The sequence below is a fragment of the Gelidibacter salicanalis genome (assembly GCF_007997285.1).
GTDB lineage: Bacteria > Bacteroidota > Bacteroidia > Flavobacteriales > Flavobacteriaceae > Gelidibacter > Gelidibacter salicanalis.
This window is the reverse complement of the sequence record NZ_VORX01000001.1, coordinates 484,112-509,924: the sequence shown is the minus strand read 5'-3', so window position 1 is coordinate 509,924 and position 25,813 is coordinate 484,112. Positions and strand designations below refer to the sequence as shown.

15 protein-coding genes are annotated in these 25,813 nt (G+C 40.1%); 1 reads left to right on the top strand and 14 read right to left on the bottom strand.

Annotated features, from left to right (window positions below; all coding sequences use genetic code 11):
* Positions 1-159 precede the first annotated feature (159 nt).
* The 12 genes from ES711_RS02185 to hisS form a co-directional block, all read right to left on the bottom strand.
* Positions 160-1,716, bottom strand: coding sequence for a glycoside hydrolase family 10 protein (locus ES711_RS02185; protein ID WP_146889298.1), 1,557 nt, complete (start codon positions 1,714-1,716; stop codon positions 160-162).
* A 123-nt stretch (positions 1,717-1,839) separates the two neighbouring features.
* Complete coding sequence (locus tag ES711_RS02180; RefSeq protein WP_146889295.1) at positions 1,840-2,631, bottom strand: DUF4397 domain-containing protein; 792 nt, start codon at positions 2,629-2,631, stop codon at positions 1,840-1,842.
* A gap of 10 nt (positions 2,632-2,641) precedes the next feature.
* On the bottom strand, positions 2,642-4,258 hold the full coding sequence (locus ES711_RS02175) for a SusD/RagB family nutrient-binding outer membrane lipoprotein (protein ID WP_146889292.1): 1,617 nt from the start codon (positions 4,256-4,258) through the stop codon (positions 2,642-2,644).
* Between the two features lie 12 nt (positions 4,259-4,270).
* Positions 4,271-7,366, bottom strand: a complete 3,096-nt coding sequence (locus tag ES711_RS02170) for a SusC/RagA family TonB-linked outer membrane protein (RefSeq protein WP_146889289.1) — start codon at positions 7,364-7,366, stop codon at positions 4,271-4,273.
* 307 nt (positions 7,367-7,673) lie between these two features.
* Complete coding sequence (locus ES711_RS02165) at positions 7,674-9,224, bottom strand: beta-N-acetylhexosaminidase (protein ID WP_146889286.1); 1,551 nt, start codon at positions 9,222-9,224, stop codon at positions 7,674-7,676.
* A gap of 172 nt (positions 9,225-9,396) precedes the next feature.
* Complete coding sequence (locus ES711_RS02160; protein WP_146889283.1) at positions 9,397-13,158, bottom strand: glycosyltransferase family 2 protein; 3,762 nt, start codon at positions 13,156-13,158, stop codon at positions 9,397-9,399.
* Complete coding sequence (locus tag ES711_RS02155) at positions 13,155-14,414, bottom strand: glycoside hydrolase 5 family protein (protein WP_146889280.1); 1,260 nt, start codon at positions 14,412-14,414, stop codon at positions 13,155-13,157. Before ES711_RS02155 ends, ES711_RS02160 begins: the two co-directional genes overlap by 4 nt.
* A gap of 214 nt (positions 14,415-14,628) precedes the next feature.
* Complete coding sequence (locus tag ES711_RS02150) at positions 14,629-14,982, bottom strand: hypothetical protein (protein WP_146889277.1); 354 nt, start codon at positions 14,980-14,982, stop codon at positions 14,629-14,631.
* A gap of 8 nt (positions 14,983-14,990) precedes the next feature.
* Positions 14,991-15,278, bottom strand: coding sequence for a hypothetical protein (locus tag ES711_RS02145; protein WP_146889274.1), 288 nt, complete (start codon positions 15,276-15,278; stop codon positions 14,991-14,993).
* Positions 15,279-15,373: 95 nt separating this feature from the next.
* A complete protein-coding gene (locus ES711_RS02140; RefSeq protein WP_146889271.1) occupies positions 15,374-18,406 on the bottom strand; it encodes an AAA family ATPase in 3,033 nt (1,010 codons plus the stop codon).
* A 3-nt stretch (positions 18,407-18,409) separates the two neighbouring features.
* Positions 18,410-19,603: an exonuclease subunit SbcD gene (sbcD, locus tag ES711_RS02135; protein WP_146889269.1), complete on the bottom strand. Its 1,194-nt coding sequence runs from the start codon at positions 19,601-19,603 to the stop codon at positions 18,410-18,412.
* Between the two features lie 2,129 nt (positions 19,604-21,732).
* On the bottom strand, positions 21,733-23,109 hold the full coding sequence (gene hisS, locus ES711_RS02130; RefSeq protein ID WP_146889267.1) for a histidine--tRNA ligase: 1,377 nt from the start codon (positions 23,107-23,109) through the stop codon (positions 21,733-21,735).
* Between the two features lie 398 nt (positions 23,110-23,507).
* Between hisS and ES711_RS02125 the strand changes: the two genes are divergently transcribed.
* Positions 23,508-24,749: an ABC transporter permease gene (locus ES711_RS02125; protein WP_146889264.1), complete on the top strand. Its 1,242-nt coding sequence runs from the start codon at positions 23,508-23,510 to the stop codon at positions 24,747-24,749.
* Between the two features lie 47 nt (positions 24,750-24,796).
* On the opposite strand, the gene ES711_RS02120 is transcribed toward ES711_RS02125, so the two are convergent.
* Together ES711_RS02120 and rplI are read right to left on the bottom strand one after the other, a co-directional pair.
* The gene (locus ES711_RS02120) at positions 24,797-25,270 is read right to left on the bottom strand and encodes a DUF6495 family protein (RefSeq protein ID WP_146889261.1); all 474 of its coding nucleotides are present in this window, start codon (positions 25,268-25,270) and stop codon (positions 24,797-24,799) included.
* A 75-nt stretch (positions 25,271-25,345) separates the two neighbouring features.
* Entirely contained in the window at positions 25,346-25,807 is a 462-nt protein-coding gene (gene rplI, locus ES711_RS02115) for a 50S ribosomal protein L9 (RefSeq protein WP_146889258.1), read from the bottom strand.
* Positions 25,808-25,813 lie beyond the last annotated feature (6 nt).

Here is a 25,813-nt window from a genome sequence, read left to right as displayed (position 1 = left end):
AGCCTTATCAACAAAAGAGGTCAGCATCTGGGTGCTGACCTCTTTTCTTTAATACACAGTTGTGATGGTTTACCGTGTGAGCGCTGATTACCCAAGGTTTTAAAACATCGAAAGGCGTGTCACCGTGTTTTAACCAGGATATTTTAATAATAGGTCTACTTAATTTTTGTGGTTTTCTCCAAACCAGGGAATTACAATCTCCTCAAAAGCACTTTGATTACCGGTCCGACTCACCGCAACCACGCTCACGGCGGTTAACGGATTCTTTTTTTCAACAGGGTCCGCAAACAACGGAAGTTCTGTATGTAGCTGTGCTCGATTTAAAATCTTATAATTCCAACGCTGGCCGTATTTATAAAACACCACCCAGTTAAACACCTCATTTGATGTGACGCGCGTCCACGCTATCTTTAAATCTTCGCCGGTTTTTGTGGTGATGACCTTTGGTGAAGTTGGCACAGTACGGTCCAACCACGGACTTGCAGGAACCAAGGCTTGCTGTTTGTAGGGCCCATCCAACAAAGCTTGGGCGAGTTCAGGATGTGTTTGTAAAGGCTTAATACTCCAATGCACTGTGCCTTTACTTTCAGGGACCATCCCTCGGGTAATCATGATTTGATTAATTACTTCATCAATCCCAGTTGCACCGCCCCCGGAATACAAACTCATCCCTGGCCATAAGTGACGATTGAGCGTGTTCTCACTTTCCCACCACCCCAATAATACTGGAAAACTCTGGGCTGATTGATTGATTTTCCAATACAATTGCGGGGTAAAATAATCTATCCACCCTCGGTTGAGCCATAGCTTTGCATCCGCATACAATTCATTGTACTGATCCATACCCGCGATAGATGCCGGATGCCCAGGTCTCCAGATGCCGAATGGGCTGATCCCAAATTTGACGCTGGGTTTTTCAGCTTTAATCTCCGTGTAAACGCGCTCTACAAAGCTGTTGACAGCGGCTCTTCGCCAGTCTGCTTTCTCAAGTGTACCTCCAGATTGCATATAGGCTTGATAACTCTCCACATCGGGGAAATCCTTGCCATCATTATAAGACGCATACGGATAAAAATAATCGTCAAAGTGAATGCCATCAATATCGTAGCGCTTTACCAAATCCATCACCACTGCGGTGGAATGGTCTTGGGTGGCTTTTTTGGAAGGGTCCATCCACCACATACCATTTTTCAAGGGCACTATAAATTCAGGATGTTTTTGAGCCAAAGAGTTTTCAGTCACTTCGCCCCCATCAAAATGATGTGCCCGATACGGATTCAACCACACGTGCAATTCCAACCCTCTATCGTGGGCAGCGGTAATCCAGAAATTAAGCGGATCATAATACGGTTCCGGTGCTTTGCCAATTTCGCCCGTTAAAAAATACGACCAGGGTTCTAAACTGCTTTCATACATGGCATCTGCTTGGGGCCGAGCCTGAAAAATAACCGCATTGTAATTGTGGTCCTTTAAAAGGTCCAATAAGACAATTGCCTCGTCTTGCTGTTCTTGGGTGGTCAACCCCGGTTGACTTGGCCAATTAATATTGGCGACCGTGGCAATCCAAGCCGCCCGAAATTCGCGCATAACTTCAGGAGTGTTCTGCTGCTTTACAGCCGTATGTCGTGGGGCCGTGAGGGATTGCGGTGCTTTACAAGCGCTCAGCATTACAAAAGAGAACAAGGCAACCCAAGTGGATGTTTTTATGATGGACATGATGTAAGAAATTAAATTGCTATTATTTTAAGAAGAAAGCTTATAAAAATCACCCTGTATTATAAACAAAGGAAGAGGCACATCACGTGACTCTTCCTTAAAAATTAATTCATAAATAGGGTATTAACGTTCTCTCCAGTAATCGATGTTTTTTGAAGTAGGCGTTGGTTTGTAAGTGCCTCTAATTTGCGTAGAGTACACCCGACCTTTACTCGCTACCGTCACCGTATTTTGGATGTAAGGCGTAGACGTTTCTACGTCATATTCCGTCCCGGATTCAAATATTCTAAAGTTATATTTTCCCGTAGCCAATTCCTGGTACTCGCCTGCTTGCTTATAGTTAATACCTTTCCCCAAGCTGATGATCTGAACGGGTTGCGCTGGAGCATCATCAGTGGCAGCAACAGCCGCTTTTACCGCGTAGGCATCAACCGCAAACGGAATACTTGACATGGTATTGACAAACCTCCAATAGATTTTCACATTATCTAACGGTGGTAAGGGATCTTCGATAAGAAATACTTCATAACTATCCATTGACCCACCTAAATAAGCGGAATAATGCTTATCCGCATCCAAAGTCACAGCATTCGTAGCAATCACATTTCCGTTTAAATCTCTCGCATATAAATTGAAGCTGCCAGAGGGCACAATCGCATAGGCGTTACTAGGGAATACAGATCCGTATTTATTGCCCTGTAATTCATCAGACGTTGATGAGCCCACGGAGGACACTTTTTGATCATCCAAATAGAAGTTTACCTCAGGCGCATCTTCTGCGTGCAGAAAAAACTTAACATAGGTGGCAGTATCAGAAACCGGTTCCGTAATTTCCGGAATCGCATTCTCGTCACATGCAGTAAATAGTACACTTACTACACAAAGTGTTATTAATGTATTGATTGTCTTTCTCATAATATTTTAATTATTCAGGTTTACTAAACCAAGTTTCGTAAGTGTGATAATCTTCTTCATAGGCGCCCAGAACTTCTAGCGCATCCTTGTTCCACATATATTCTGAATTGTATCTAGGACGTGCGCGGTACGCTGGATTGCCGTTGTTGGACAGGTACAATGGATCTGGCAATTCAAACCCTGCATAAACAGGTTCAGCCGCATCAATGTCATAATGGTAACGTCTCATATCTGACCAAGTTTCAAAAAAGCCCCATCCCCAGGTAGCGATGTATTTTTGCAACATGATTTTTGATAAGGTCAATTCGCTGGTCGTTGACGGAAACAATTCTTCACTTTCTAAATACACTGCTTTACGCGCTTCAAATAAGCCTGCGTCTGGTGCGAATTGTTTGGCGAATTCCATGTGTGATTTGACACCTTCTTGATAGGCCATCAAAGCCACATCTTTTTTGTTGGACAAAAACGCTGCCTCTGATTTAATAAACTGCAATTGGGCATAAGTCATTAATGGGAAACGTGCATCATTATTAAAGAAATAGATCTGTGGCGATGGGGTGGTGCCTTTATAACCTACCTCATTCCAGAAATTTTTCGGAACTAGATCAGCTTCAGCTGCTGACCATTCGTTAATCCCATCTATAGGTGAAATACCTCTGTATTGACCATCTGGTGAAGGTGCCATCATGGCGGTGATTCTTGGGTCTTTTAAATGAGCTTCGCTATTTTCTTCCAAAGGATCTGTGCCAATTAAACTCGGGTCTGTCAACTCCGGATTGGTACCATCCAACAGCCCGACCATAAATTTAGTTTGACGGTAGTAGCCAATATTCCCTCGCAATGGTCCGAAGAAATTGGTGTTGGCACTTACGGTACCTTCAAAGCGAATGCTCGCATCATCTTGGTTGCCAGAAAGAGCTTTGTCAACATAGCCAATCACCTCATCAGCATTGTAAGAACTTTTGTTGGTCAGGCGGTGCGCATTAATGGCCAATAAACCGTAAGCGAATTTTTTCCACTTGTCGCGATCGCCATTGTAAATAAGGTCAGCCTCACGCAATCCAGAATCTGCAGGACTTAAGCCATCGGTGCGCTCCAATTGCTCAATTCCTAATGCTAATAATCGCTGAATTTCTGCATAAACCGTCGCTTCATCATCATAGTTAAAGACCCGCTTGTCTGAATCAAACGCTTCGGTAACAATGACCGGCCCGTGATAGTCCGTTAACATTTGCCATCCGTAGGCTCTTAAAATATAACCTACTCCAGCAAAATCATACTTTTCATTTTTGAGTCCACTCTCTATCATGTCAGATAGATTATAGCCCATACTCCAGTAAATGGCTCTCCATAATTGTGCATAAGAATCCGAAAGTGGATTGCTGTGCAGGTTTAACGAATAGGATTGCCCTGAAGTGTACGCCCAGTTTTGGGTGTAAAATCCGGTAAACCTCCCGTCCCACTGAATGGCAACTGCCAATTCAGACTGGATTTGTGGTAAAAACAGTTCAGGTTGCAATAAGGCATCCGGACCATTTGGGTTTGTATTGACGTCTAAATATTCGTCACAACCTGAAAATGTCAGTGTGCCGGCAATCATTAAACATGTGTATAGTATTTTTTTCATCGCTCTCTTAATTTAAAATCCAACTCTCATTCCAAAATTCAATCCTCTAGGCAACGGGAAGTTACCATAATCTAAACCTGCACCTCCGGCACCGCCAACGGCAGCGGAGTTTCCGTTTGCCACAGGATCAAGACCAGAATAGTTAGTCAATATAAACAAGTCTGTACCTGTAACAAATAAACTAGCTGTACGTATAAACTTGGTGTTGTCTAAAAAGCTTGATGGCAGATTGTAGCTAAAGGTCACATCTCTTAAACGCATCCAGTTGATATCTTTTTCAATAAAACTGTTGTGAGGATAGATGGAAGACCAGTAACTTGAATTGCGATACAAGTCAATTGGAATATTATTTCCGGTAGGATTGGCAGTGTTTTCATTCCCATCCTTTAAAACACCGGTCACAATACGTGGCACTTCTCTGTCCAAAGTACGCTTGCTTAAACCTCTTGTGGTTAAGTAGTGCTCGGTGGCATTGTAGACATCTCCTCCCACTCTGAAATCCAAAAGGAAATTTAGTGAAAAGTTTTTGTATCTAAATGTGTTGGTTACCCCAATTGTAAAATCTGGGTTTCTATCTCCTACAACAACCCATTCACTTGTATCCTGAAGTGGTAAGCCGTTTGATGGATTGATCAGAACATCGCCATTGTCGTTTCTTTGGAAATCATATCCCGTAAATGTGGTTAATGGACCACCAACTCTCGATCCTACTCGAACGTTTCCATATAACCAAGTATCGGAGTTATAGAACTCTGTCACATCACCAGGAAGTTTTACAAGCTCACTCCAGTTTTGAGTGAAGTTGGCCAAAATATCCCAAGAGAAATTATCATTTAAAATTGGTGTGGCGTTCAATTGAAGCTCAATGCCTTCGTTTTGGATTTCTCCCGCATTAAAGGTCATCAATACAAACCCAGTTGCATAACTTAGTCGAAGGTTTTGCACAATTTGATCCACAGATTTTTTGTTGAAATAGGTCGCGTCGATCCCTAATCGGTTTTTAAAGAATTTAAGTTCAATTCCATACTCGTAAGATGTGGTCATCTCTGGTTTCAAGTCCAAACTCGGACCAGTAAACCCATATCTAAATCCGCCGCCAGTGGTTAAGGCATTGGTGTAGAATGGACGGATGCTATACGGATTGGCATCTTTACCTACCTGAGCTACAGAAGCTCTCAACTTTCCGTAAGTCAACACGTTGTTTTCGCTTTTAAAAGCATCAAGTTCCGTAAAAATAAAACTCAATCCTGCAGAAGGATAAAAGAAAGAATTGTTTTTAACCGGTAAGGTAGAACTCCAGTCATTTCTTCCGGTTAAGGTTAAGAATAACATGTTGTCATAACTAGCATTTACACTGGCAAACGCACCCACCAATCGACGTTCAGTCAAATTGTTGAACGCTCTATGCGTGCTTAAGTCGGTATTGTTAATTGACCACAAGTCTGGCGCTTGGAAATCCTGACCTCCAGCGGCAGCACTAAATGTGTTATAATCATATACTGAACTACCTATTTTAATATCCGTCACCAATTTATCATTTAACAACTTTGGAGGCGTAATTTGTCCGTAATATTGGAAGGTAAGGTTTCTGGTCGTGCTTAAGGCCTGATCAAAAATTCCTCCAAAATCCTTTCCGGAATTGGATTGTGGATGTCTCACAATAGTGTTTTTGGTCGTATAGTAATCCACACCAACCTGTCCCACAAATTTTAACCAATTAAATGGGGTCACGGTAATTTGAGTGTTGAGCTTGTAACGATCAGTTAGGGAGTTCAAAATATTCTTGTTGACGTTAAAGAAAGGATTCTCCACGGCATTGGAATAATCAGCATAATCTCTACGATCGCCACCAGGTGTTAAATAATTACTGGCATCATCGGTAGAAGGCCACAATAATAAATGCAGCAATGGACCGCCGGAACCTCTAAAGGTTTGATCGTTATCTGAACGGGTATAATCGAAGGCCACATCGGCAGAAATAAACCGATTTAACTCGGTGGTAATTGAAGACGAAATGTTCAATTTCTCCAATCCGGTTGTCGGTACAAATCCTTCGGCATCCGTATGGGACGCAGACACTCTGTATTGTGTAGCTTCGCTACCACCAGAAAAAGAAATGTTGTGTTTTTGGGAATAGGCGTTATTGAAGAAGTTTCCGACGTTATCATAAAATTGTGTCCCTGCTGGGTAAGGTTCTCCAAAATAATACAATTCTTCGTTCCCTTCATTGGTGTAACCGTTAGCACCTCTGTCGTAGACTTGCTGAATTTCAGGATACTCGACAATTTTATCAACCCTAAAGCTGTTGCTGTAATCGATACGGGTTTTGCCCGCTTTACCTCTTTTGGTAGTGATGACAATGGCACCTGATGCCGCTTCAATTCCGTAAAGTGCTGCCGCTTCCGGACCTTTTAGGACGGTAACTGACTCAATATCTTCAGGATTGATGTCCGCTCCTCTGTTGGTGAAATCGATTCCTCTGTTTTCAAAAGAAGTTGCACCGTTCAGGGAAGACGCAAACACAGACGTTGAGGTGGTGTTGTTACTGATAGGCAACCCATCTACCACAAATAAGGGTTGGTTATTACCACTTAATGAACTGATTCCTCTAATAACAATAGAAGAAGATGAGCCTGGAAGACCAGAAGTACTGTTGACCTCTACCCCTGCAACGCGGCCAGCTAAACCATTAATAAAGTTTTCACGTTGGGTTTCTGCAATCACGGCACCTTTAATTTCGGTGACCGCGTAGCCCAGGGCTTTTTTCTCCCTTTTGATACCCAATGCTGTGACCACTACTTCATCTAGACCCTCCAGATCTTCTAGAAGCGTGACGTTAAAATTTGAATTTGCACCAAGGGTAATTTCTTGGGTTACAAATCCGATGGATGATATTACTAAAACTGCAGCATTGTTAGCCGGCGCACCAAAACTGAATTCACCATCCAAATCCGTTACAGCGCCTTTGTTGCTGTCCTTTACGTAGACAGAAGCGCCAACAACAGGCATTCCATTCTTGTCTATGACCTTTCCGGTCAAAATCCGCTCTTGGGCATAGGCCTGAAATCCAATAAAGCAGAGTAAAATTAAGAGTAAGCGTTTTTCCATAATTTAAATCTATTAATTACATCGTTGTAGTGATTACATCCATACTTCTGAAAATACAAAGTTGTACAGACAACAATTATAAGATAATATTAAGAAATAATTATGAAATTTGCAGAAAAACTTCTCAAAAAGTTAATAAACTGCTCATTTTGTGAATTGTTTTACCGCTGTTTTGCGACTTTTACCTATTAAACACGCAATAAAAGTTTGTGATTTATTTTTATAGTTATTTTAAGTTGAAGAGAAATCGGCATAAATGCTTTTTTTATTACTGAGTAAGTATTTATGCCGATTTAAAATTTGAATGTTACTTATTGATTGGTTCTGGTAAGGTGAAATACGCAATGTTTAAAGCGTCCAAACGCGATTGGTGTGCTCTTAACCGATTGGTGAAATCCTCAAAATCGTCGTGTGAGGCCGACCATCCAATTTCAGCTACTGCCATAAGTCGTGGCCACAGACGGTTATCCAACATAGCATCGGTCAAGACTAACTCTGTCCACACGGGTGCTTCTACCCCAATGATTTCATCCTCTTTGTCAATAAAATGATAGACACCTTCCAAAGACACGCCTGATTTCTGACACCAATTGTTGGTTTTCTCCTGCCCCGTAACGTTGGCATGGTCAAAGTAAAAACTGGTACATATTGACTCAATGACTTTAGATGGGTGTTTTGGAGTGGTCTTCCCATTCCAACGCTGACTGATAAAGGTTTCACTACCGTTAGCTTTAGACATTTCTTCCCAACCAATAGGCACTTTCCCGTAGCTCCTGATCATAGAATCGGCTTTTACCACAAAGGTTTCGTAAAGGTCGTCATCAATTTCATCGCCCCCAATGTGCACCCACGGTCCTTCCGTAAGTTCTGAGACTTCTTGCAGGATTTCTGCAACAAATTCATAAACTTTGGGGTCCGTAAGGCATAATTTGGACCATCCAACTTTGTAACCGTCATAAAACTCAGGTGGAGTGGCCATTTTAGGATTTAAGTTGGTAAAATTCTCGCAATTAAGTTCCGGGTAGGCCACTAAAGCCGCATAAATATGCCCCGGCAAATCGATTTCTGGGATAATTACAATATGTCTTTCTTTAGCATAGGCTTGCAATTGCTTATAATCCTCTGTGGTTAAAAATCCGGATCTTCCGCCTTTAACTGCGCTTTGGCCACCAATTTGGGATAGCAGCGGTTTGCTCTTGAGTTCCAATCGCCATCCCTGATCATCCGTTAAATGTAGGTGGAGACGGTTCATTTTATAGAGCGCCATCCGGTCCATATGCGCTTTTAAATAGTCCACGTCAAAAAAATTCCGGGCCATATCGATCATATTGCCTCGCCAGCTATATTTTGGCACATCTAGTATATTAAGTTGTGGCAAATAAACTTTAGCAGCGCGTCCCTCATTGGCCTCTCCACCAACTGGCAAGAGTTGGCTTAAGGTTTGGATGCCGTAAAACAATCCAGTTTCTCCGGCAGCCTTAATGGTGACGCCGTTGGTGGTGATATCTAAAGTATAGCCCTCTTCCCCTAATTGCTGGGTCAGGTTTACATCTTGTACCAAGTTAAAATGACCACCTTCAGAATTCACTTTCAAGTCGCTATTTACCCCAATTGAGCTTAGCATAGTAATCAGCACATCAGCAGTTTTTTGAGAGGTCGCCGTGAACGCAACCGTACTCAGCTTCGGAACCTCATATACGCCTACAGCAATGGTTAAGACCTGCGGTTTGGGAATAATCTGCACGGCAGGCTGAGGAGGTGTATGAGCAACCGCTTTTTTTGTGGTGGAGCAACTGAACATCAGTACGCCAAATAGCAAACTTCCAAAAATTTGAAGGGGGAATTTTAGTTTTAACATGGTAGAATAAATTATAAAAATGTTGTAGTGTTTTTTAGGAATGTCCTGATACTTTTATAAGTCGTGTGCTAAGCATTAATAAGGACCTATAAAACTAGGGAATTATTCTTAAAAATTACCGCTTTTTATGTTGAGCGGTAACCGATTTTAAAAAATCGCCAGCTTACAGGTGTTACTTTACCACTAAAGGTGTATTTAAATTGGTGATGGCCGTGGCAATGGCATTTCCTTTTATAATCGTGAGGTGCAGCTTATAATAGGTATGGTTTTTGGGAATTTTTACATCTATATTTGGAGTGGTCCCCAAAGCTTTAATAGCAAGGTAATTTCCATAAGCGTCGCACTTTACCAATGACCATTCGTACTTAAAATCCGATTCATCCGTCGCTACTTGCCAACCTTTCTTAGGGTCGTAGAGCATTGCGTAAAACATGTGGGTGTTGTCATCATAAATTAAGCGGGAAGGCTTTAAGATGTTTACCGCGGGTAGAGTGATCTGTTGTGGTTGGTTTAAAAGCTGTGACTTTAATGAGAAATAAGATGCTTTATAGCGGCCTTTTCTGTCTACAATTCCGGAAAAGTCGAGTTTATTGCTTTCGTGTTTATCCTGCCAAGAGGTAATAAAGAAGGAAGGTTGAGCCCCCACAATCTGGTCTGTTTCCAATTGATTGCCTTCCACTTCACTAAAGAGATACGGCATATCAATTTGTTGCAAATAGTGTGTAACCTCATCTAAAAGCAGTCCATCCTTTACAACTAACCCAATGACATCAATATCTTTAATATTGGCCAATAAATGATTGATGTGATATATCGCTAAAGGATTGACTTCTACATCCACAATCAACGGTCGTTTGGAATCTATTGTTTTCAATTTTGCCGCTAGATCCTTTAACCACAATAAATAGGCTCTATTTTGATACAGCAAAGATGGCTTGTGAAAAAAATTATTTTGACTGAATTGGACATCGTTTTCAATATGCCAGGAGATGATGTGATCAGTATCTTTGTGAGCATTGACCGCTTTTAGAATATCAGACTTAAGGGTTCTAATTTTTATCGAATCCATCATGAAATCGATGTTTTCCGGAATCCAAAAACTATAGGATACCTGCAAACCTAATTCCTTACTGATTTTCATGACGTTATAATCGTATATCGAATTGGACTGATACTTTATGGTGTTTAACCCTAAATCTTTGAGATTTTGGAAATCAGCTTCCAGTTTGTTCCGATTTAACACATGATAATCGTTTTCCCAATTTTGGCCTTGTTTTATATTAATGCCTTTGATGGGCTCCAACATCAATGTTCGTTTTTTGGATGCTGGCAGAATGGTTTGAATAGTTTGTAAAGCAGTGGGAATATAATCAGGAACCGTTGTGTTGGCAAATAAATTAATTTCGGTTTGACTGGAAGGGATGGACCAGTCCAAATAGTCGCCGGGTTTTTCGCCGGTAGGCCAGTTGTTGTCTACTTGACTGTTAAAATAAATTATGGATTTAATCTCCTTAAAATTTGACTCTATAGCCGAAACCGCACGGTCAATCCAGACTGAGGCACTTTCCTCAGCATTATTATTTAAGGTACCAAATTCTGAAATGATGATAGGGGTTGGCGGTAATTTTTTAATCTCATCATGAAAAGGTTGGTACAATTCTTCAAATTCACGCCACTGCCCGTCGTTATTTAAATTCCCGTAATTTAAAGCATTCACGCCAATCCAATCTACATAGGCTTCTCCTGGATAATAGGAGGCAATATTCTTGGATTTCCACGGGTTCCAAATCCATATCACATTATCTGCTCCTTGTTTTTTGAAAATCTCATAAGTGTGGACCCAAGCTGCTTTATATTGGGCTGCCGCCTCATTTCCTTCTAGATACCACGGGTAAAACGGGTTATCAAATTCATGCGCAAATCTTAAAAATATAGGTTTATCAAGCGCTTTTAGCGTGTTCGCAAATCGGGCGATATACCCATCAAAATAGCCAGTATTGATTAGGTTAAAGAGATGTTCATCCTTCACCTCGTCCTCAAATGTATTCACCCAAGGTTCCCAAGTGATGACGGGTGTGGACTGTTGCGCGTAGATAGAATCAATTAATCCCTTTGGAAAACTATCTTCAAAATTTTTATCCCAAGCTAGGTATAGGGAAATTAAGTTAAATTCATTATCCACCATTTTAGAAATACGCTTTGCCTCCTTCATATCCGTCAAGCCATTATCATGTATAGGCGCAAAAATTCCGATATAATTGATGGGATGCTGTTCTAACTTTACGGGTGTCACTCCCGCCCATTTAACATAATCTCCATAATACTGAAATCCGGCGGAGCTAATTACAGTGAGAAGTACGATTGCTAGCGCCGATTCACTAAACATTTTAAAGACTTTATTCCTTGTTGTTTTCTTATATTTTTTGTCTTCTTTATGGCTTGGGACAACAATCTTTGCATTTTCCTGATAAGCAAACACCAACGTATAAAACATTATAAATGCGTTGAGGAGGGCAAAGCCGGACATGACGATAGAGAAAGGTGTAAAGTCAATAGTCAAGCCATAAATTACCGCCAGTATTGAAACAATTCCCACAATTAAATTGGGAATGACGATTTTAAAATTGGTGACTTCCCTATCATCTTTGGGAGTGGGTAGGTAAGGTACTTTTTTCCTAATCAGCGTGTAAAGCGCCCCCAACGTAAAAACCCACCAGGAGCACATCAGTAATAATCCGCCTTGTATATGGATCCCGCGCTCACTTTTGTGCATCACCCATTTTTGCACATAAATACGGATACATAAGATGGACATGACTACAGGGATGTAGATAAGTCCAAAACGGATCACATTACCACGCCACGGCAAAGAAGCATTAACTAAGGAAATGATAGGAATTAAAAAACCGATAAAGAAAAATAGTCCCGATAAATAATGTAAAGGCAAAATGCCATAATGGAGTTTTTGCCTCCAACTAAAACTCTTAAATAGTTTAGGGTACACAGAAAAGAATAATTCCAGAGTCCCTCTGGACCATTTTAACTGCTGCATATAATACGCAGTCAAGGTTGCAGGCACCAAGCCCTTGGTAAATACTTTGGGCACATAAGCGGATTTCCAACCTTTAGCATGCAATTGCATGGCCGTATGCATATCTTCAGATAGCCCTGCAGCATGACCCCCAATACTATCTAATGCTTTACGTCTGAATACACAGTTTGCACCAATGGCATTAACGGTGCCGTATGAATTCATGGACATCATCATAGGGCCATAAAAATGAAAGGTCTGTTGGGCTGCACCTTCTGCTACATATGATTCTTCCACGTTGTAATACGCCTGTACCGTTTGCACATAACCAATGCTGTCCTCTGCAAAATAAGGTACAATTTCATCTAAGAAATCAGGTTTCGGAATGTGGTCAGGATCTAGAATCAGACAGAGATCGCCGGTGGCCTGAAGGAGCGCATTGTTAATGTTTCCTGCTTTGGCATCAACCCTATGCAATCGGGTTACATGTACAATACCGTGTTCTTTACAGAAATTCTTTAAAAATGCATCATCAGCTTCATCACATAAATAGGTTGTATGAGGATACCTAATTGCTTTAATAGCCAAGAGCGTTTGAGTAGTCATGGCATAAGGCTCTCCGGGAAAATAAGTGGTGAGTACGTCTACTGTGAAATGACTTTTGCCATGCGGCGGCTTGGGGACGCTTATATTCCAATAATGGTACCAGATATATATAACCCGTAAGGTATCAAAAACAATAACCATGGTTAGAAGCACAAATAAAAATGGCGTCTCAATCAAGTCAGGTTGGAGAAACCAATAAAAGAAATTTGCAATACTCAACAGCGCAATAACAATAATTGTGCGTAGGATAAAGCTTTCTTTCTTTGTAGGACTGGATATTAAATTATGGTCATTCATTTATTTAACACGTAGAAAGGCGTATTAGAAGTAGCAAAATTTCCTTTTTGATCATAAGCGTAACCGAATAATCGATAAGGACCTTCTTTTTCTGGAATACAAAATGTAATTGAATTTTCTTTTTGAAGTAGGACCGACATAAGTATGCGGTCTGGCCTCTTTTCTTTCTTTTGAGGCTCATAATTCCAGCCTTCCTTATAAATTTCCCATTTAAATTGATAGGTACTGTCTATTTCAGAGTCAAAAATAAGCTGGGCGGTTTTAACATCCTGAGACTGATACACCAATGTATCCCTGGCACCTTGATGGTCAATGAGCATGTACTTAATTTGGGGTGGCCAATCGTTTGGATCTGTCTGCTTTCCCCACATGCTTTTGAGGTTGTAAAAGATTTGCGATTTCCGTCCCTCGTCATCAAAAATGCTGAACCAAGTGTGGGTATGCTCCTGCTTTTGTCCCCAGAAAAACACTAAATCGCCCATTGAAACAGAATCTTTTAAAATGGAAGACTTATAATATGCCATATATTGTTCTGCTTTTTTGGTACTGGTCTGTTCTATAGGCACTGACCACAAGGTCGTTTCTTCCTCCCACGGACCGTTATTTGCATATTCACTGATATAATAGGGCAACACGTTAGTAATATAGTCTAATTTTTCAATTAGCGGTTTCACTGTATTTAAATTTCCGAAGGCGTTAAACCCTATAAAATCTAGCTGTGGCGAATGCAGATGGATGCTTAAGGTTTGGGTTCGGGAAGGAATAATACTCGTGCCGACGGGATGGTTTGGATCTTCAGTCTGAATGACTTCAATAAAATTATTGAATGTATTTATAAAATCATTTTTCCTAATAACTAGAGGATAGTCGAGTTCATTGCCTAAATTCCAAAATAATAAAGCAGGATGGTGCTTGTAGGTGTTCACCAATTTTTTGATGGTATCGCGATACCTACTAATTTGTACTTCATCGGAATAAAAATTATCACCATCAGTATATTTTGATAATGGAATATCGACGATAACGGCCAAATTGTTTTGGTGCGCCTCGTTTAAAATACTTTCAATATTATTAAAATCGTAAATACGAATGGTATTGCCTCCAATCTCTGCTAAATCTTTCAAATATTCACGTCCAGTCGCGCCTTTAATTTTAAAATAGGCTCCATTTCTATACACTTTAAAGCCTTTGCCGTCCTCTTTTATATATACTGTTTTCGCTTCATCGTAGGGTTTATCATTTCTATGAAGAAACATTAATAAGAGTAAGACACTAAAAATAGCGCCAAAAACTAATAACAAAACTCTTTTCGCGCTTAAGTGCAACACCCTATAAAGATTTGCACAAAATTAAATAAATAAAGTGGTACTAAAACAGAACTTACTAACTATAGTTTCATATTTCGATATTAAGAAAATAATGGGGATGAAAGACAAGATTTATTATATAAATACTGACATTACCGAAAGATCAGTCAACTTTTTGAAGTAGAAAAAATACGACACCTCCTAAGCTATATGCGAGCAGGTCATAACTATCAGCAGTGTATCTGTAGGACTGATTTGGCAAATACCATTCAAACACTACAGAAAAAAGCAATACTAGACTAAAAATCGTAAAGGCATTTAAGCGAATACAGGGATCCTTTTTTAGAAACCAAACTACATGCAATGCAAATGTGGCCACTAATGGGATGAGAAGAAAATCATTTAGATGATTGAATACCCATTTTGGACTGTTTATAGAAAGGTGTTTTAAACCCTGAACTCCCAGAAAAACACCAAACGAAACGAGCGCATACCATCGTAAAATTTGTAATGGCATTTGAAGCATTATATGAATAACATGGCAATGATCCAGGCAATCACTGCTCCAATCCCTATTACTACTGCCCATATTGAAAAACCAACATGATAAGTGGCCCGTACCAGCCAAAACCGGCTGGTCTTCCAGCGCTCGGCAAAAGTCATATCACCAACTTTTGGTGTCGATCCCGTAACATCATCAGAGGCCACCGATTGGTGTGCTGACGCCTCATCAATTGGCTTTAGAGGCACTCTGTAGGGCGAGCTATCGGATTTGTCGTTTTGTTCCATAGTCAAAAGAGATTCAACCTGCAAGAATACAAATTAATTACGATGAAAAAGAACGCGTCGTCGGTTTTACAATTATTTTAACCAATTTGAAACGCCACCATATACTGAAGGCTAACCGCTTAGACAATTTGAATAGTACTATACCCTGCACCGGTTTTTTCTAATCTAATTTGTGTCGAAATACGTTCTTTTAAGGCTTCCACATGAGAGATGACCCCGATGGATTTATCCCCTTCGTTTTGCATTTTTTCTAAGATAGTAATGGCCTGATTTAAGGTGTCGGGATCTAGAGTTCCAAATCCTTCGTCGATAAAAATGGATTCTATTTTAACATTTTTAGCCGCCAAATCCGACAAGGCAAAAGCCATGGCCAAACTCACCATAAACGTTTCCCCTCCAGAAAGCGTATTAATGGAGCGCCGTGCATCACCCTGATGACTGTCGAATACTTTTAATGAATCGTTCTTATCCGCTTCTTCGGCCGTAGGGATATCTACCCGGTAACGGTCACTTAAATCCTGTAAACGGAGATTGGTATACCCAATCAATTGTTCGAGCGTAAGATCTTGCACAAAGTTCGAAAAACGTTTGCCATTGGCGTCCCCAATGAGACTGTTCATGGTTTTCCACAAAGACGCCTCCTTTTTAAGGCCTTTTAAAATCTCTTTAAGAGCAGCTTGTTTTTCAGTGGCCTTCTGATTGGCTTCCAATTTGGTTTTTATGGCACCTATCCGTTCATTTAAACTGCTAAATTCTTCCTCTTTTTTGGTATAAACAGCCTGAAGCTCTAAAACGGGTGCTGTACTATTCACCAAAACCTTATAGGTGTCGATCTCTTTTTGAGCAGCATCCCTTTCAATTTTTAAGCGCTCTTGCTGCAGTTGGAAGTCTTGTTTTTTCTTGCGAATTTCTTCTGCCTGCTTTTCTGTAAGAATCAGTGCTTTTAATTGGAGCACACTCTCAATCCTTTCGTTTTTCAGGATAAGTTTCAACTGATTCTCAAAATCTTCTCGTTCTTTAGAAACTGTTTTTACTTTCGTTTCCAACTCTGAAAGCAACAGCTTGTTATTTTCGGTTTTTTCTAGGGTTCGCGTCCAAGTATTTAGCAACCCGTTCACCTTATGGTCACAGTCATCCGCCGCATATAATTGTTTTCGCTCCATTTGCATTTTGGATTTGAGTTCAAAACTTTGGATCCACTGTGCTGTAGCTTGCTTTAAATTAGCCAACACTTTTCTTAATGTAAAGGCTTTCTTCAACTGTTCTATCAGGTGTAAGTCGGCTTGCACAGCCGTTTCCAAGGCCGTAACAGTAGCGTTGTCTTTAATGATCGCAATGCTAAGTGTATCACAAAAGATTTTAATTGCGTTAAATTTAGGCTCCAGGGCTTTAGAAAGCGCAATGAGGGCGGCATTTAGAGTATCAACCTTGCCTTTCTCCGTTTTTAAATGCGCTTCTGTCGAAATTTTCAACTCACGTTTGGTCGCTAACAGGTCCTGCTTAGTTTTTAAGGCATCCGCATGCATATGGTAGGATGGATGCGCTGTTGCAAATGGATGCTCTAAAGCACCGCAGAGTGGGCAAGCCTCGCCATCTTTTAACGTGGCTCTATGTGCCTCTAAACTTTGATGTTGTTTGCGGGTGTCTTCCGCTTTGATCAGTTGCTCCACTTCTGATTCTAATGGCTTTAAGTCGTCCTCTAACTTTTTAAGTTGACTTTGATATGTATCAACTAACCCTTTACTGTTTTTTAGTTCTTCTTCTTTTGAGCTTTTGTTGTTCAGTTCGAGCTGATAATTGGAATAGGCTAGTTTCAAATCGGCCACCACTTTATATTTTTCTTTGGAGTCCTCTTCTTTTTTAACTAATTGGGCCTCATACTCAATGCGATTGGCGATTAAAAACTGCTGCACTTTGTTTTCTACGGGCCCAATGGTTTTATGGAATTCATGTGGATGCTCATTGAAAAGAATTCTTTGCGTGCCATTATTCACCTCAGCAAGAAGTGATTTTATCTGTTTCTCGTGAAGGTCGGCCTGAGCAGCTGCCAAATTTTCCTGTTCCTTTAGCGCGGCAACCTCTTTTCTTAGCGTATTCAAATCTGCAATAAACTGACCGTCTTCCACTTTTTTATCTAAAAGCAACGACGCGTTTTCCAGCAAGTTGATTTTCTCATTAAAAACCGCTTCCTTGATCCCCGTTTGCTTTTTAAGGTCGGCTGAAAGTTCTACAAAAGTTTTATCTGATTGTTCAAATTTCGCAATAAGAGTGGTGTGCCCTACATATTTGGAGTGCTGTTGCAACAGAAGCTCCTCCTTTTTAAAATCTTCGCGAGCCTGGTTCAAATATTCATACTGTTTCTGGTTGGCGCTTAAAAGATCTTGCTGCTTAACAATGATTTTACGATGGTCAATTTCGGTTTTAAGAAGGTCTAGCGCTTGCTTCTGCCCTAGCTTCCCTGCAGACAATTCTTTTTCTTGACTTTGCAGTTCTTTATGCTCCTCTTCTGGCAGTAATTCTATCTCGCTGAGACGGATGTCCTGTTCTTTAACAGCATCCGCAGTAGTTTTGTATTTTTTGAATACTGCAGCACCAATAGCTCTATAGTCTTTAGCGCCGGTAATATCTTCGAGCAGTTTATTGCGCTCATCTCTATTGGCCTGTAACAATTTACTGAATTGCCCTTGAGACAACACCATGGCTTTTACAAACTGATCATAACTTAGCCCGATTAATGCTTCATTTTTAAGTGGAACTGCCGCTTTGCCACTCTCGATAATAGTTCCTGTAGCCACCTCAATAATCTCTTGCTTCCTATCGTTGAGATTATCGTTTCGATTCCGTTCTATAGACCAATGTGAACGGTAAGTCTTTCCGTTGACGATGTATTCCACTTCTGCATAACAATCCTGCATATTTCGAGTCATGATGCCGCCCTCGCCATCAATCACCGACTTACTGATGGCGCCAATTCGGGGTACCTTATTATAAAGCGCCAAGGTTATAACATCCAGCAAAGTCGATTTTCCTGATCCTGTTGGTCCGGTAATTGCAAACAAACCACTTTCCGCCAACGGTCCGGATAAGAAATCAATAAGGTGTTCGCCACGGAGCGAATGGATATTCTTAAAACTGATTTTACTGATTTTCATATTCTACAAGTTAAGTTCTTCTAAAATTTGACGAAATGCATTTTTTAAGTCCTCAGCATTCTCCTGATGCCCATCCAATTCTAATCGTTTTTCAAACATGTCCATCGGACTCACATCGGCAACACTAACTCCAGGTTCAAAGGCCTCTGAAGCACCACGGATTTTATTGGCGAAATTCAGTTTTGATTTGATGATCATGAGATGCGGATTGGTATGGGTTTCGAGCAAATCGTCCAGATCTCGCCTCAGCTCCACATTTTCGTGAGGTTCATTGACAATGATTTCAGCTAACGATTGCAGTGTCGTTTGGTTTTGATAGGCTTTTAGCTGACTTTTGACCGTTTCTAAAGTGCCTTGGAAGGCCACTAAATTTCTAAACTTGGGGATGGGAACAATGGTCACATCCACTTGTTTTCCCGCGACTGAAATGATATTCACCTGTTTTACCTCCTCCTTTTCGCTAAAACTCAAGCAGATAGGAGAACCCGAATAATGTATATTATTAGAAACCGCGTAGGGTTTGTGAATATGACCCAAGGCTACATAGTGAGGCTCTTCGCCAAAAACAGTTCCAACAACCCCAGCCTGATTCCCAATTTGGATGTCTCGCATACTGTCAGATACTTGTGCGCCCTGCACGTATAAATGGCCCATCATTATAAAACAATGGTCTTGATAATGCGTGGTATAATGGGTATTGATTCCAGAAAAATAGGTTTGAATCCCTGCTCTAATCTGCTCAATTTTATCACTATAGGTTTCCCCTGCTACGGATTTCCGAATATCCTTATCTCTTAAAAAAGGCACCCCAGCAATGACCACTTTTTCTTGGCCTTTAGTAAAGGTAAAAAACACCTCATCTGCAGTTTCAGGAGCGCCACCAATGACCTCAATATTTAAAAATCTCAAGATGTCTTTTGGCGCATTTAAAACGGAAGCCGAATCGTGATTCCCTCCGGTAAGAATAATTTTGCAATCGGTACCAATCATCTGCATCAAAAATCGGTAATATTGACTAAGCGCAGCCTGTGATGGATTGGCTTGATCAAAGACATCCCCCGAAACTAATAACACATCAATCTCTTCTGCTTTGATGGTGTTTAACAACCAATCAAAGAATAGATCGAGATCAGGTGCCAAATCAATCTTATGCAACTGTTTCCCTATATGCCAGTCTGAAGTATGCAATAGTTTCATAGTGAATGTTTAGGTATGATTTTCCTGGCCATCATTGTTGGTGATTTGTACAAGAAAGGGTAGGTTTTAAATTAAAAGGTCGTTTTGAAGCTGATAAAAATAGAAACTTAAGGCGAAACTATAGGTCCTGCAACTAGAAACTTTTTAGCACTGTGGAAATGACCAAGGTCCTGGTGCGTACAAAGCGCGCCTTTACTATGGAAATGATTAATTTCTAGGATCCTATAATGCTTTTAAAAATGTTTCAATAACCAGAATGACACTGATGTCATTAGCCGGTGTGAAATGGACGAAGTTGAAAAAGATTATATATTTCAAGTACATTAGGGACACAGCCGTTACGATTGTCCCTATTCAACAACTTTTGACACTTATAGGCATTTTATCGGATTATAAAGGCATCACCTAGCAAAAAGCGAGAGATTAAATCAATAATTGCAAACAAAAAATGGTGTCGAAAATTGCAGATTAATTCTTATATTAGACACTTCTAACTATAAAAAGGATTAATAAATTCTAAATTTAACTAACCAATCACTGTAATCGTTTAGTCTTTTCGGAGAGTAAACGATTTTTTTTGGACAGATTACAACTCAGTTTTGAATATTTAAAACCTTTCGACCGAGATTTTTATATAATTGTGTAGTCAACTTGACCCTTCCGTCTTTAAGCGCTTTGCTGCGCTTAAATCCACCTTGCCTTGAAGAAAGGGAAGGAATTTTTTAAAAAAGTTATTTAGATATATCATTTGAACGTTTATCTGCTAAGGACTTGCAAAGCGAAACTGCACGGGGAATAAGCCTACGAGGTTATTTTAGATTTGTTTTACCCTTCCGTCTTTAAGCGCTTTGCTGCGCTTAAATCCACCTTCCCTTGAAATAAGGGAAGGAATTTTTTAGATACATAATTTGAAAGTTTATCTGCTAAGGACCTACAAAGCGAAACTGCACGGGGGAATAAGCCTACGAGGTTATTTTAGATTTGTTTTACCCTTCCGTCTTTAAGCGCTTTGCTGCGCTTAAAGCCACCTTCCCTTGAAATAAGGGAAGGAATTATTTAGATCTATCATTTGAACGTTTATCTGCTAAGGACTTACAAAGCGTAACTGCACGGGGAATAAGCCTACGAGGTTATTTTAGATTTGTTTAACCCTTCCGTCTTTAAGCGCTTTGCTGCGCTTAAAGCCACCTTCTCTTGAAATAAGGGAAGGAATTATTTAGATATATCATTTGAAAGCTTAACTGTTAGGGATTTGCAAAGAGAAACTTCACGGGAAATAAACCTACGAGGTTATTTTAGATTTGTTCGACCCTTCCGTCTTTAAGCGCTCTGCTGCGCTTAAAGCCACCTTCTCTTGAAAAAAAGGAAGGAATTATTTAGATACATAATTTGAAAGTTTAACTGCTAAGGACTTACAAAGCGTAACTGCACGGGGAATAAGCCTACGAGGTTATTTTAGATTTGTTTTACCCTTCCGTCTTTAAGCGCTTTGCTGCGCTTAAATCCACCTTCCCTTGAAATAAGGGAAGGAATTATTTAGATATATCATTTGAACGTTTATCTGCTAAGGACTTACAAAGCGTAACTGCACGGGGAATAAGCCTAAGAGGTTATTTTAGATTTGTTTTACCCTTCCGTCTTTAAGCGCTTTGCTGCGCTTAAAGCCACCTTCTCTTAAAAAAAGGGAAGGAATTATTTAGATACATAATTTGAAAGTTTATCTGCTAAGGACTTGCAGAGAGAAACTTCACGGGGAATAAGCCTATGAAGTTATTATAGATTTGTTTTACCCTTCCGGCTTTAAGCGCTTTGCTGCGCTTAAATCCACCTTCTCTTGAAAAAAAGGAAGGAATTATTTAGATACATAATTTGAAAGTTTAACTGCTAAGGATTTGCAAAGAGAAACTTCATGTAGAATAAGCCTATGAGGTTATTTTAGATTTGTTTTACCCTTCCGTCTTTAAGCGCTTTGCTGCGCTTAAATCCACCTTCCCTTGAAATAAGGGAAGGAATTTTGTTTTTCACATTCTGATATTTTTACAATTTTAGAATATCTCTGTGCATCTCTGTGATACTCTGCGAAATTTTGTCAAAATCTGAGCAGCTTTGCGACAAATCATGAGACACTATTATGCATCTCCCAACAAACGCACCAAGGTTTCCAGATTTACCGACTGCTGCTTTCCAGACGCCATATTTTTGAGCGTAAACGTCTCTGTTTGCAATTCTGATTCGCCCACCAGCACGACATTCGGAATGTTGCGCTTATTGGCATAATTGAATTGTTTGATGGTTTTTTTATTGTCGGGGAATAGTTCCGCTTTGATGCCATTGGCCCGCAACGCCTTAATTGCTTTCATGCTGGCCATAGCTTCAGCATCACCAAAATTGATGAACAACACTTTTACCGTATTGGTGATGGTTTCAGGAAATAAGTTTAAGGCTTCTAGAACCAAGTAAATGCGGTCCAATCCAAAACTAATTCCCACACCACTCACATCTTTTAACCCGAAAATTCCGGTGAGATCGTCATAGCGACCACCACCGCCAATAGACCCCATATCCACCCCTGTTGGTGCCGACACTTCAAAGATGGCTCCAGTATAATAATTGAGGCCACGTGCTAAGGTGACGTCCAACTGCAAGCTTGCAGTTTGTAATCGTAATTCTGAAATGGCTTTATTGATGAATTCTAATTCTTCAATGCCTTTTATACCTTCCTCAGAAGTTGACAGAATGGATTTCAGTTGTTCAATTTGCGCGTCAAAAGTTCCTGACAAACTAAACAAGGGCTGTAATTTATCAATCCCGGCTTGTGGAATCCCTTTTCCTAGCATTTCTTCCCTAACCTTCTCCTCGCCTATCTTATCTAATTTGTCTAAGGCAACAGTAAAATCGATCAATTTATTTTGCGCCCCGATCACCTCAGCAATTCCAGATAAAATTTTTCTGTTGTTGATTTTAATCGTAACGCCTTCCAATTTTAACGCCGTAAATACCGCATCATACAATTGCACAAACTCCACTTCCTGCCATAGAGATTGTGACCCCACCACATCAGCATCACATTGAAAAAACTCTCTAAAACGGCCTTTCTGTGGACGGTCAGCTCTCCAAACCGGTTGAATTTGATAGCGCTTAAAGGGAAATTCAATCTCGTTTTGGTGTTGCACCACATAGCGCGCAAACGGCACGGTGAGATCGTAGCGGAGGGCTTTTTCTGAAATAGAACTGGTCAATTTGGTAGAATCTTTAGCGTCATAGGCTTGCTGGTCAGCTTTGTTCAAAAAATCACCAGAATTTAAAATCTTAAAAATCAACCGATCACCTTCCTCGCCGTATTTGCCCATGAGGGTATCTGAATTTTCAAAACTTGGAGTTTCTATCGGTTGAAAACCAAAGTGTTCAAAATTCTCACGAATGGTATTGAAAATATAGTTGCGTTTTGCAACTTCCTCCGGATTAAAATCCCTGGTCCCTTTAGGGATGCTTGGTTTTTTTGCCATGTTCACTACCCGCGAAAGCGGGAATCTCTTTTATCTTCCTGCGTGGGCAAGAATCTCAGTTAATAATTTACTTCTGCAAAAATATTATAATTTAAAGAATATAAAACCAAAACCGCTTGCAAATACTGTTCATTAAGGTTCTGAACTTTTTAATCGCTTTCTAACATATCATATCTCCTACTATATTAAAAGTTTATACGATAAGCCCCCATCAAACAGACGCCTTTACAAAAGGATCGCGCCTGATTTTATTTTTTGGGAACAGTGCTCCTATAACCGTCGAGATTATTAACATCTCAGGCAAACTTTATTATAGTCTATACTTATTTTGATAATTATAGTAACTTTATGGACCGTTTGTAGTCTTATAACTATCAACCCTAGAACCACCCCCTTTTATGTTTTCATTATTTAGAGAGAATATTAGAATTGCCTTAAACTCTATCCGAACCCAACTGCTTCGTACCATTCTGACCGTGTTAATTATTGCCATTGGTATTACGGCTTTGGTGGGGATTTTAAGTGCAGTTTCGGCTTTGGAGAATACCATTTCGAGCGATTTCTCTTCCATGGGAGCCAACACCTTCAATATTCAGCGCTATGAGTTTACCACGCAACGTCAAAGCGGGAAGGAAGTTCAAAAAGTGAACCCCATCATCAGCTACCGCGATGTTAAAGATTTTGAAAACAACTACCAGTTCCCCTTCACCAAAGTAGCGGTATCTTTTGTCGGTACTCAAACTGCGGAAGTAAAGTACGAAAACAGAAAGTCTGATCCTGAAGTTACGGTATTGGGAGTAAATGAAAATTTCATCCAAAATTCTGGACTTGAAGTTAGCGAAGGGCGGGAATTTAATGCGGTTGATATTGAAAATAGTTCTAATTCCTGTGTGATAGGAAGTGATTTGGTCAAAGCTATTTTAGATGATGTGAATCCTATAGGGCAAACCATAAGCGTGAGAGGCGCCAAGTTTAAAGTTATTGGGGTTTTGAAAGCGAAGGGATCCACTTTTGGAAACAATCAAGATTTACGAATGATGATTCCGATACAAAAAGCGCGAACCCTGTTCACAAGCCCGAACATCAACTACAGTTTAAGTGTAAAAGCGGATCAAAAGGACATGTTGGAAGGCGCACAAGATGATGCCATCTTAACGTTTAGGAATATCAGGGCCCTTAACCCTATTGAGGAAAATAATTTTGGAATTGAACGCAGTGACGATTTATTAAACCGTATCGGCTCTATAACAGACTACCTCTACATTGCCGCTTGGGTGATTAGTATGGTGACCATTTTGGGCTCATCTATTGCTTTAATGAACATCCTTTTTGTATCTGTCACTGAACGCACACGAGAAATTGGCGTGCGCAAAGCATTAGGTGCCAAAAAGAAAACCATAGCCACCCAATTTTTTATGGAAGCTATTATAATTGGTCAATTGGGAGGCATTATCGGGATTATACTTGGTGTCTTGATTGGCTACGGCGTGTCCGCTGCTGCCGACTTCGAGTTCTCTACACCGTGGCTAGCCATGTTTAGCGCCTTTACCATCGCTTTTATTGTAGCAGTGGTTGCTGGGTTGCTTCCCGCGGTTAAAGCGGCTAAATTGGATCCTGTAGAGTCTTTGCGATACGAATAACTTTTTGATAAAAGAGAATAGAAAAGAGAGCAGAGAAGTTCGGGCTGTTATTTCACTACTAATTTTTCAAAATATCTGTACAAATCGCCTTTGGTAATGACTCCGCCTTGTTGAATGAGTTTGAACTTATCCAAAGCTTTATCTTCAGAATAGGCTTTTGTCGCGGTTAAAAACTCCACATCATCTGACAACAAATTATTTCTAAACCACTCAAATCCTTCAGAGGTAGTAAGATCTACCGTATCAATAGTCAATTTTACAGCAATCAATTGCATGTCGGTTTCCTTAAGGCGAAACAGATGCATCTGCTGAGGCGAAATATGTTCTAAATATGCTACTTTAGACAATACCCCTTCCCAGACTAAATCGCTAAAAACGTCCAGTTCTTCTTCAGCAACTTCAGGTTTGTTGGCTTTGATATCCGCCCACTCGTCGGCCGTTATAGATTGGGTGGCTAAAAAATTGATAAACTCTTGGTGCAGTTCTTCAAATTGTTCTTTAGTGAGTCTTGTATATTTCATAGTGATGTATTTTAATTATGAAAAAAGCCTCATTCCAATAAAGGATTGAGGCTTTTTAAAAATATATTCTGAAAATTATGCTTCAGCAACAACTTCAAAAGTCATATCTACTGTGACATCTCTGTGAAGTCTGATGACAGCGTCATACTGACCTAAACGTTTGATGTTACCACCGGTAATAGCGATATACTTTTTATCAATTGTAACACCTTCATTTTTCAATGCATTTGCCAAATCGATATTGGTAATAGAACCAAAAATCTTATCTCCAGCAGTTGCACCAGCAGCAGCTTTTGAGGTTAATTTGATATCTAAAGCTTTAATTGAATCAGCTTCTTTTTGAGCTTCTTCAATAATTTGTTTGTCTTTGAACGCACGTTGCTTTAGGTTTTCAGCCAATACTTTTTTAGCTGAAACAGTTGCCATAATAGCTTGCCCTTGAGGAATTAAAAAATTTCTACCATAACCGTTCTTAACCGTTACAACATCGTCTTTAAATCCTAAATTTTCAACGTCTTGTTTTAATATAAGTTCCATAGTTAT

Excerpts from the sequence above, each read along its gene's own strand:
- ES711_RS02185 (WP_146889298.1), bottom strand. The coding sequence starts at position 1,716 with ATGTCCATCATAAAAACATCCACTTGGGTTGCCTTGTTCTCTTTTGTA.
- ES711_RS02180 (WP_146889295.1), bottom strand. The coding sequence starts at position 2,631 with ATGAGAAAGACAATCAATACATTAATAACACTTTGTGTAGTAAGTGTA.
- ES711_RS02175 (WP_146889292.1), bottom strand. The coding sequence starts at position 4,258 with ATGAAAAAAATACTATACACATGTTTAATGATTGCCGGCACACTGACA.
- ES711_RS02170 (WP_146889289.1), bottom strand. The coding sequence starts at position 7,366 with ATGGAAAAACGCTTACTCTTAATTTTACTCTGCTTTATTGGATTTCAG.
- ES711_RS02165 (WP_146889286.1), bottom strand. The coding sequence starts at position 9,224 with ATGTTAAAACTAAAATTCCCCCTTCAAATTTTTGGAAGTTTGCTATTT.
- ES711_RS02160 (WP_146889283.1), bottom strand. The coding sequence starts at position 13,158 with ATGAATGACCATAATTTAATATCCAGTCCTACAAAGAAAGAAAGCTTT.
- ES711_RS02155 (WP_146889280.1), bottom strand. The coding sequence starts at position 14,414 with ATGTTTCTTCATAGAAATGATAAACCCTACGATGAAGCGAAAACAGTA.
- ES711_RS02150 (WP_146889277.1), bottom strand. The coding sequence starts at position 14,982 with ATGCCATTACAAATTTTACGATGGTATGCGCTCGTTTCGTTTGGTGTT.
- ES711_RS02140 (WP_146889271.1), bottom strand. The coding sequence starts at position 18,406 with ATGAAAATCAGTAAAATCAGTTTTAAGAATATCCATTCGCTCCGTGGC.
- sbcD (WP_146889269.1), bottom strand. The coding sequence starts at position 19,603 with ATGAAACTATTGCATACTTCAGACTGGCATATAGGGAAACAGTTGCAT.
- hisS (WP_146889267.1), bottom strand. The coding sequence starts at position 23,109 with ATGGCAAAAAAACCAAGCATCCCTAAAGGGACCAGGGATTTTAATCCG.
- ES711_RS02125 (WP_146889264.1), top strand. The coding sequence starts at position 23,508 with ATGTTTTCATTATTTAGAGAGAATATTAGAATTGCCTTAAACTCTATC.
- ES711_RS02120 (WP_146889261.1), bottom strand. The coding sequence starts at position 25,270 with ATGAAATATACAAGACTCACTAAAGAACAATTTGAAGAACTGCACCAA.
- rplI (WP_146889258.1), bottom strand. The coding sequence starts at position 25,807 with ATGGAACTTATATTAAAACAAGACGTTGAAAATTTAGGATTTAAAGAC.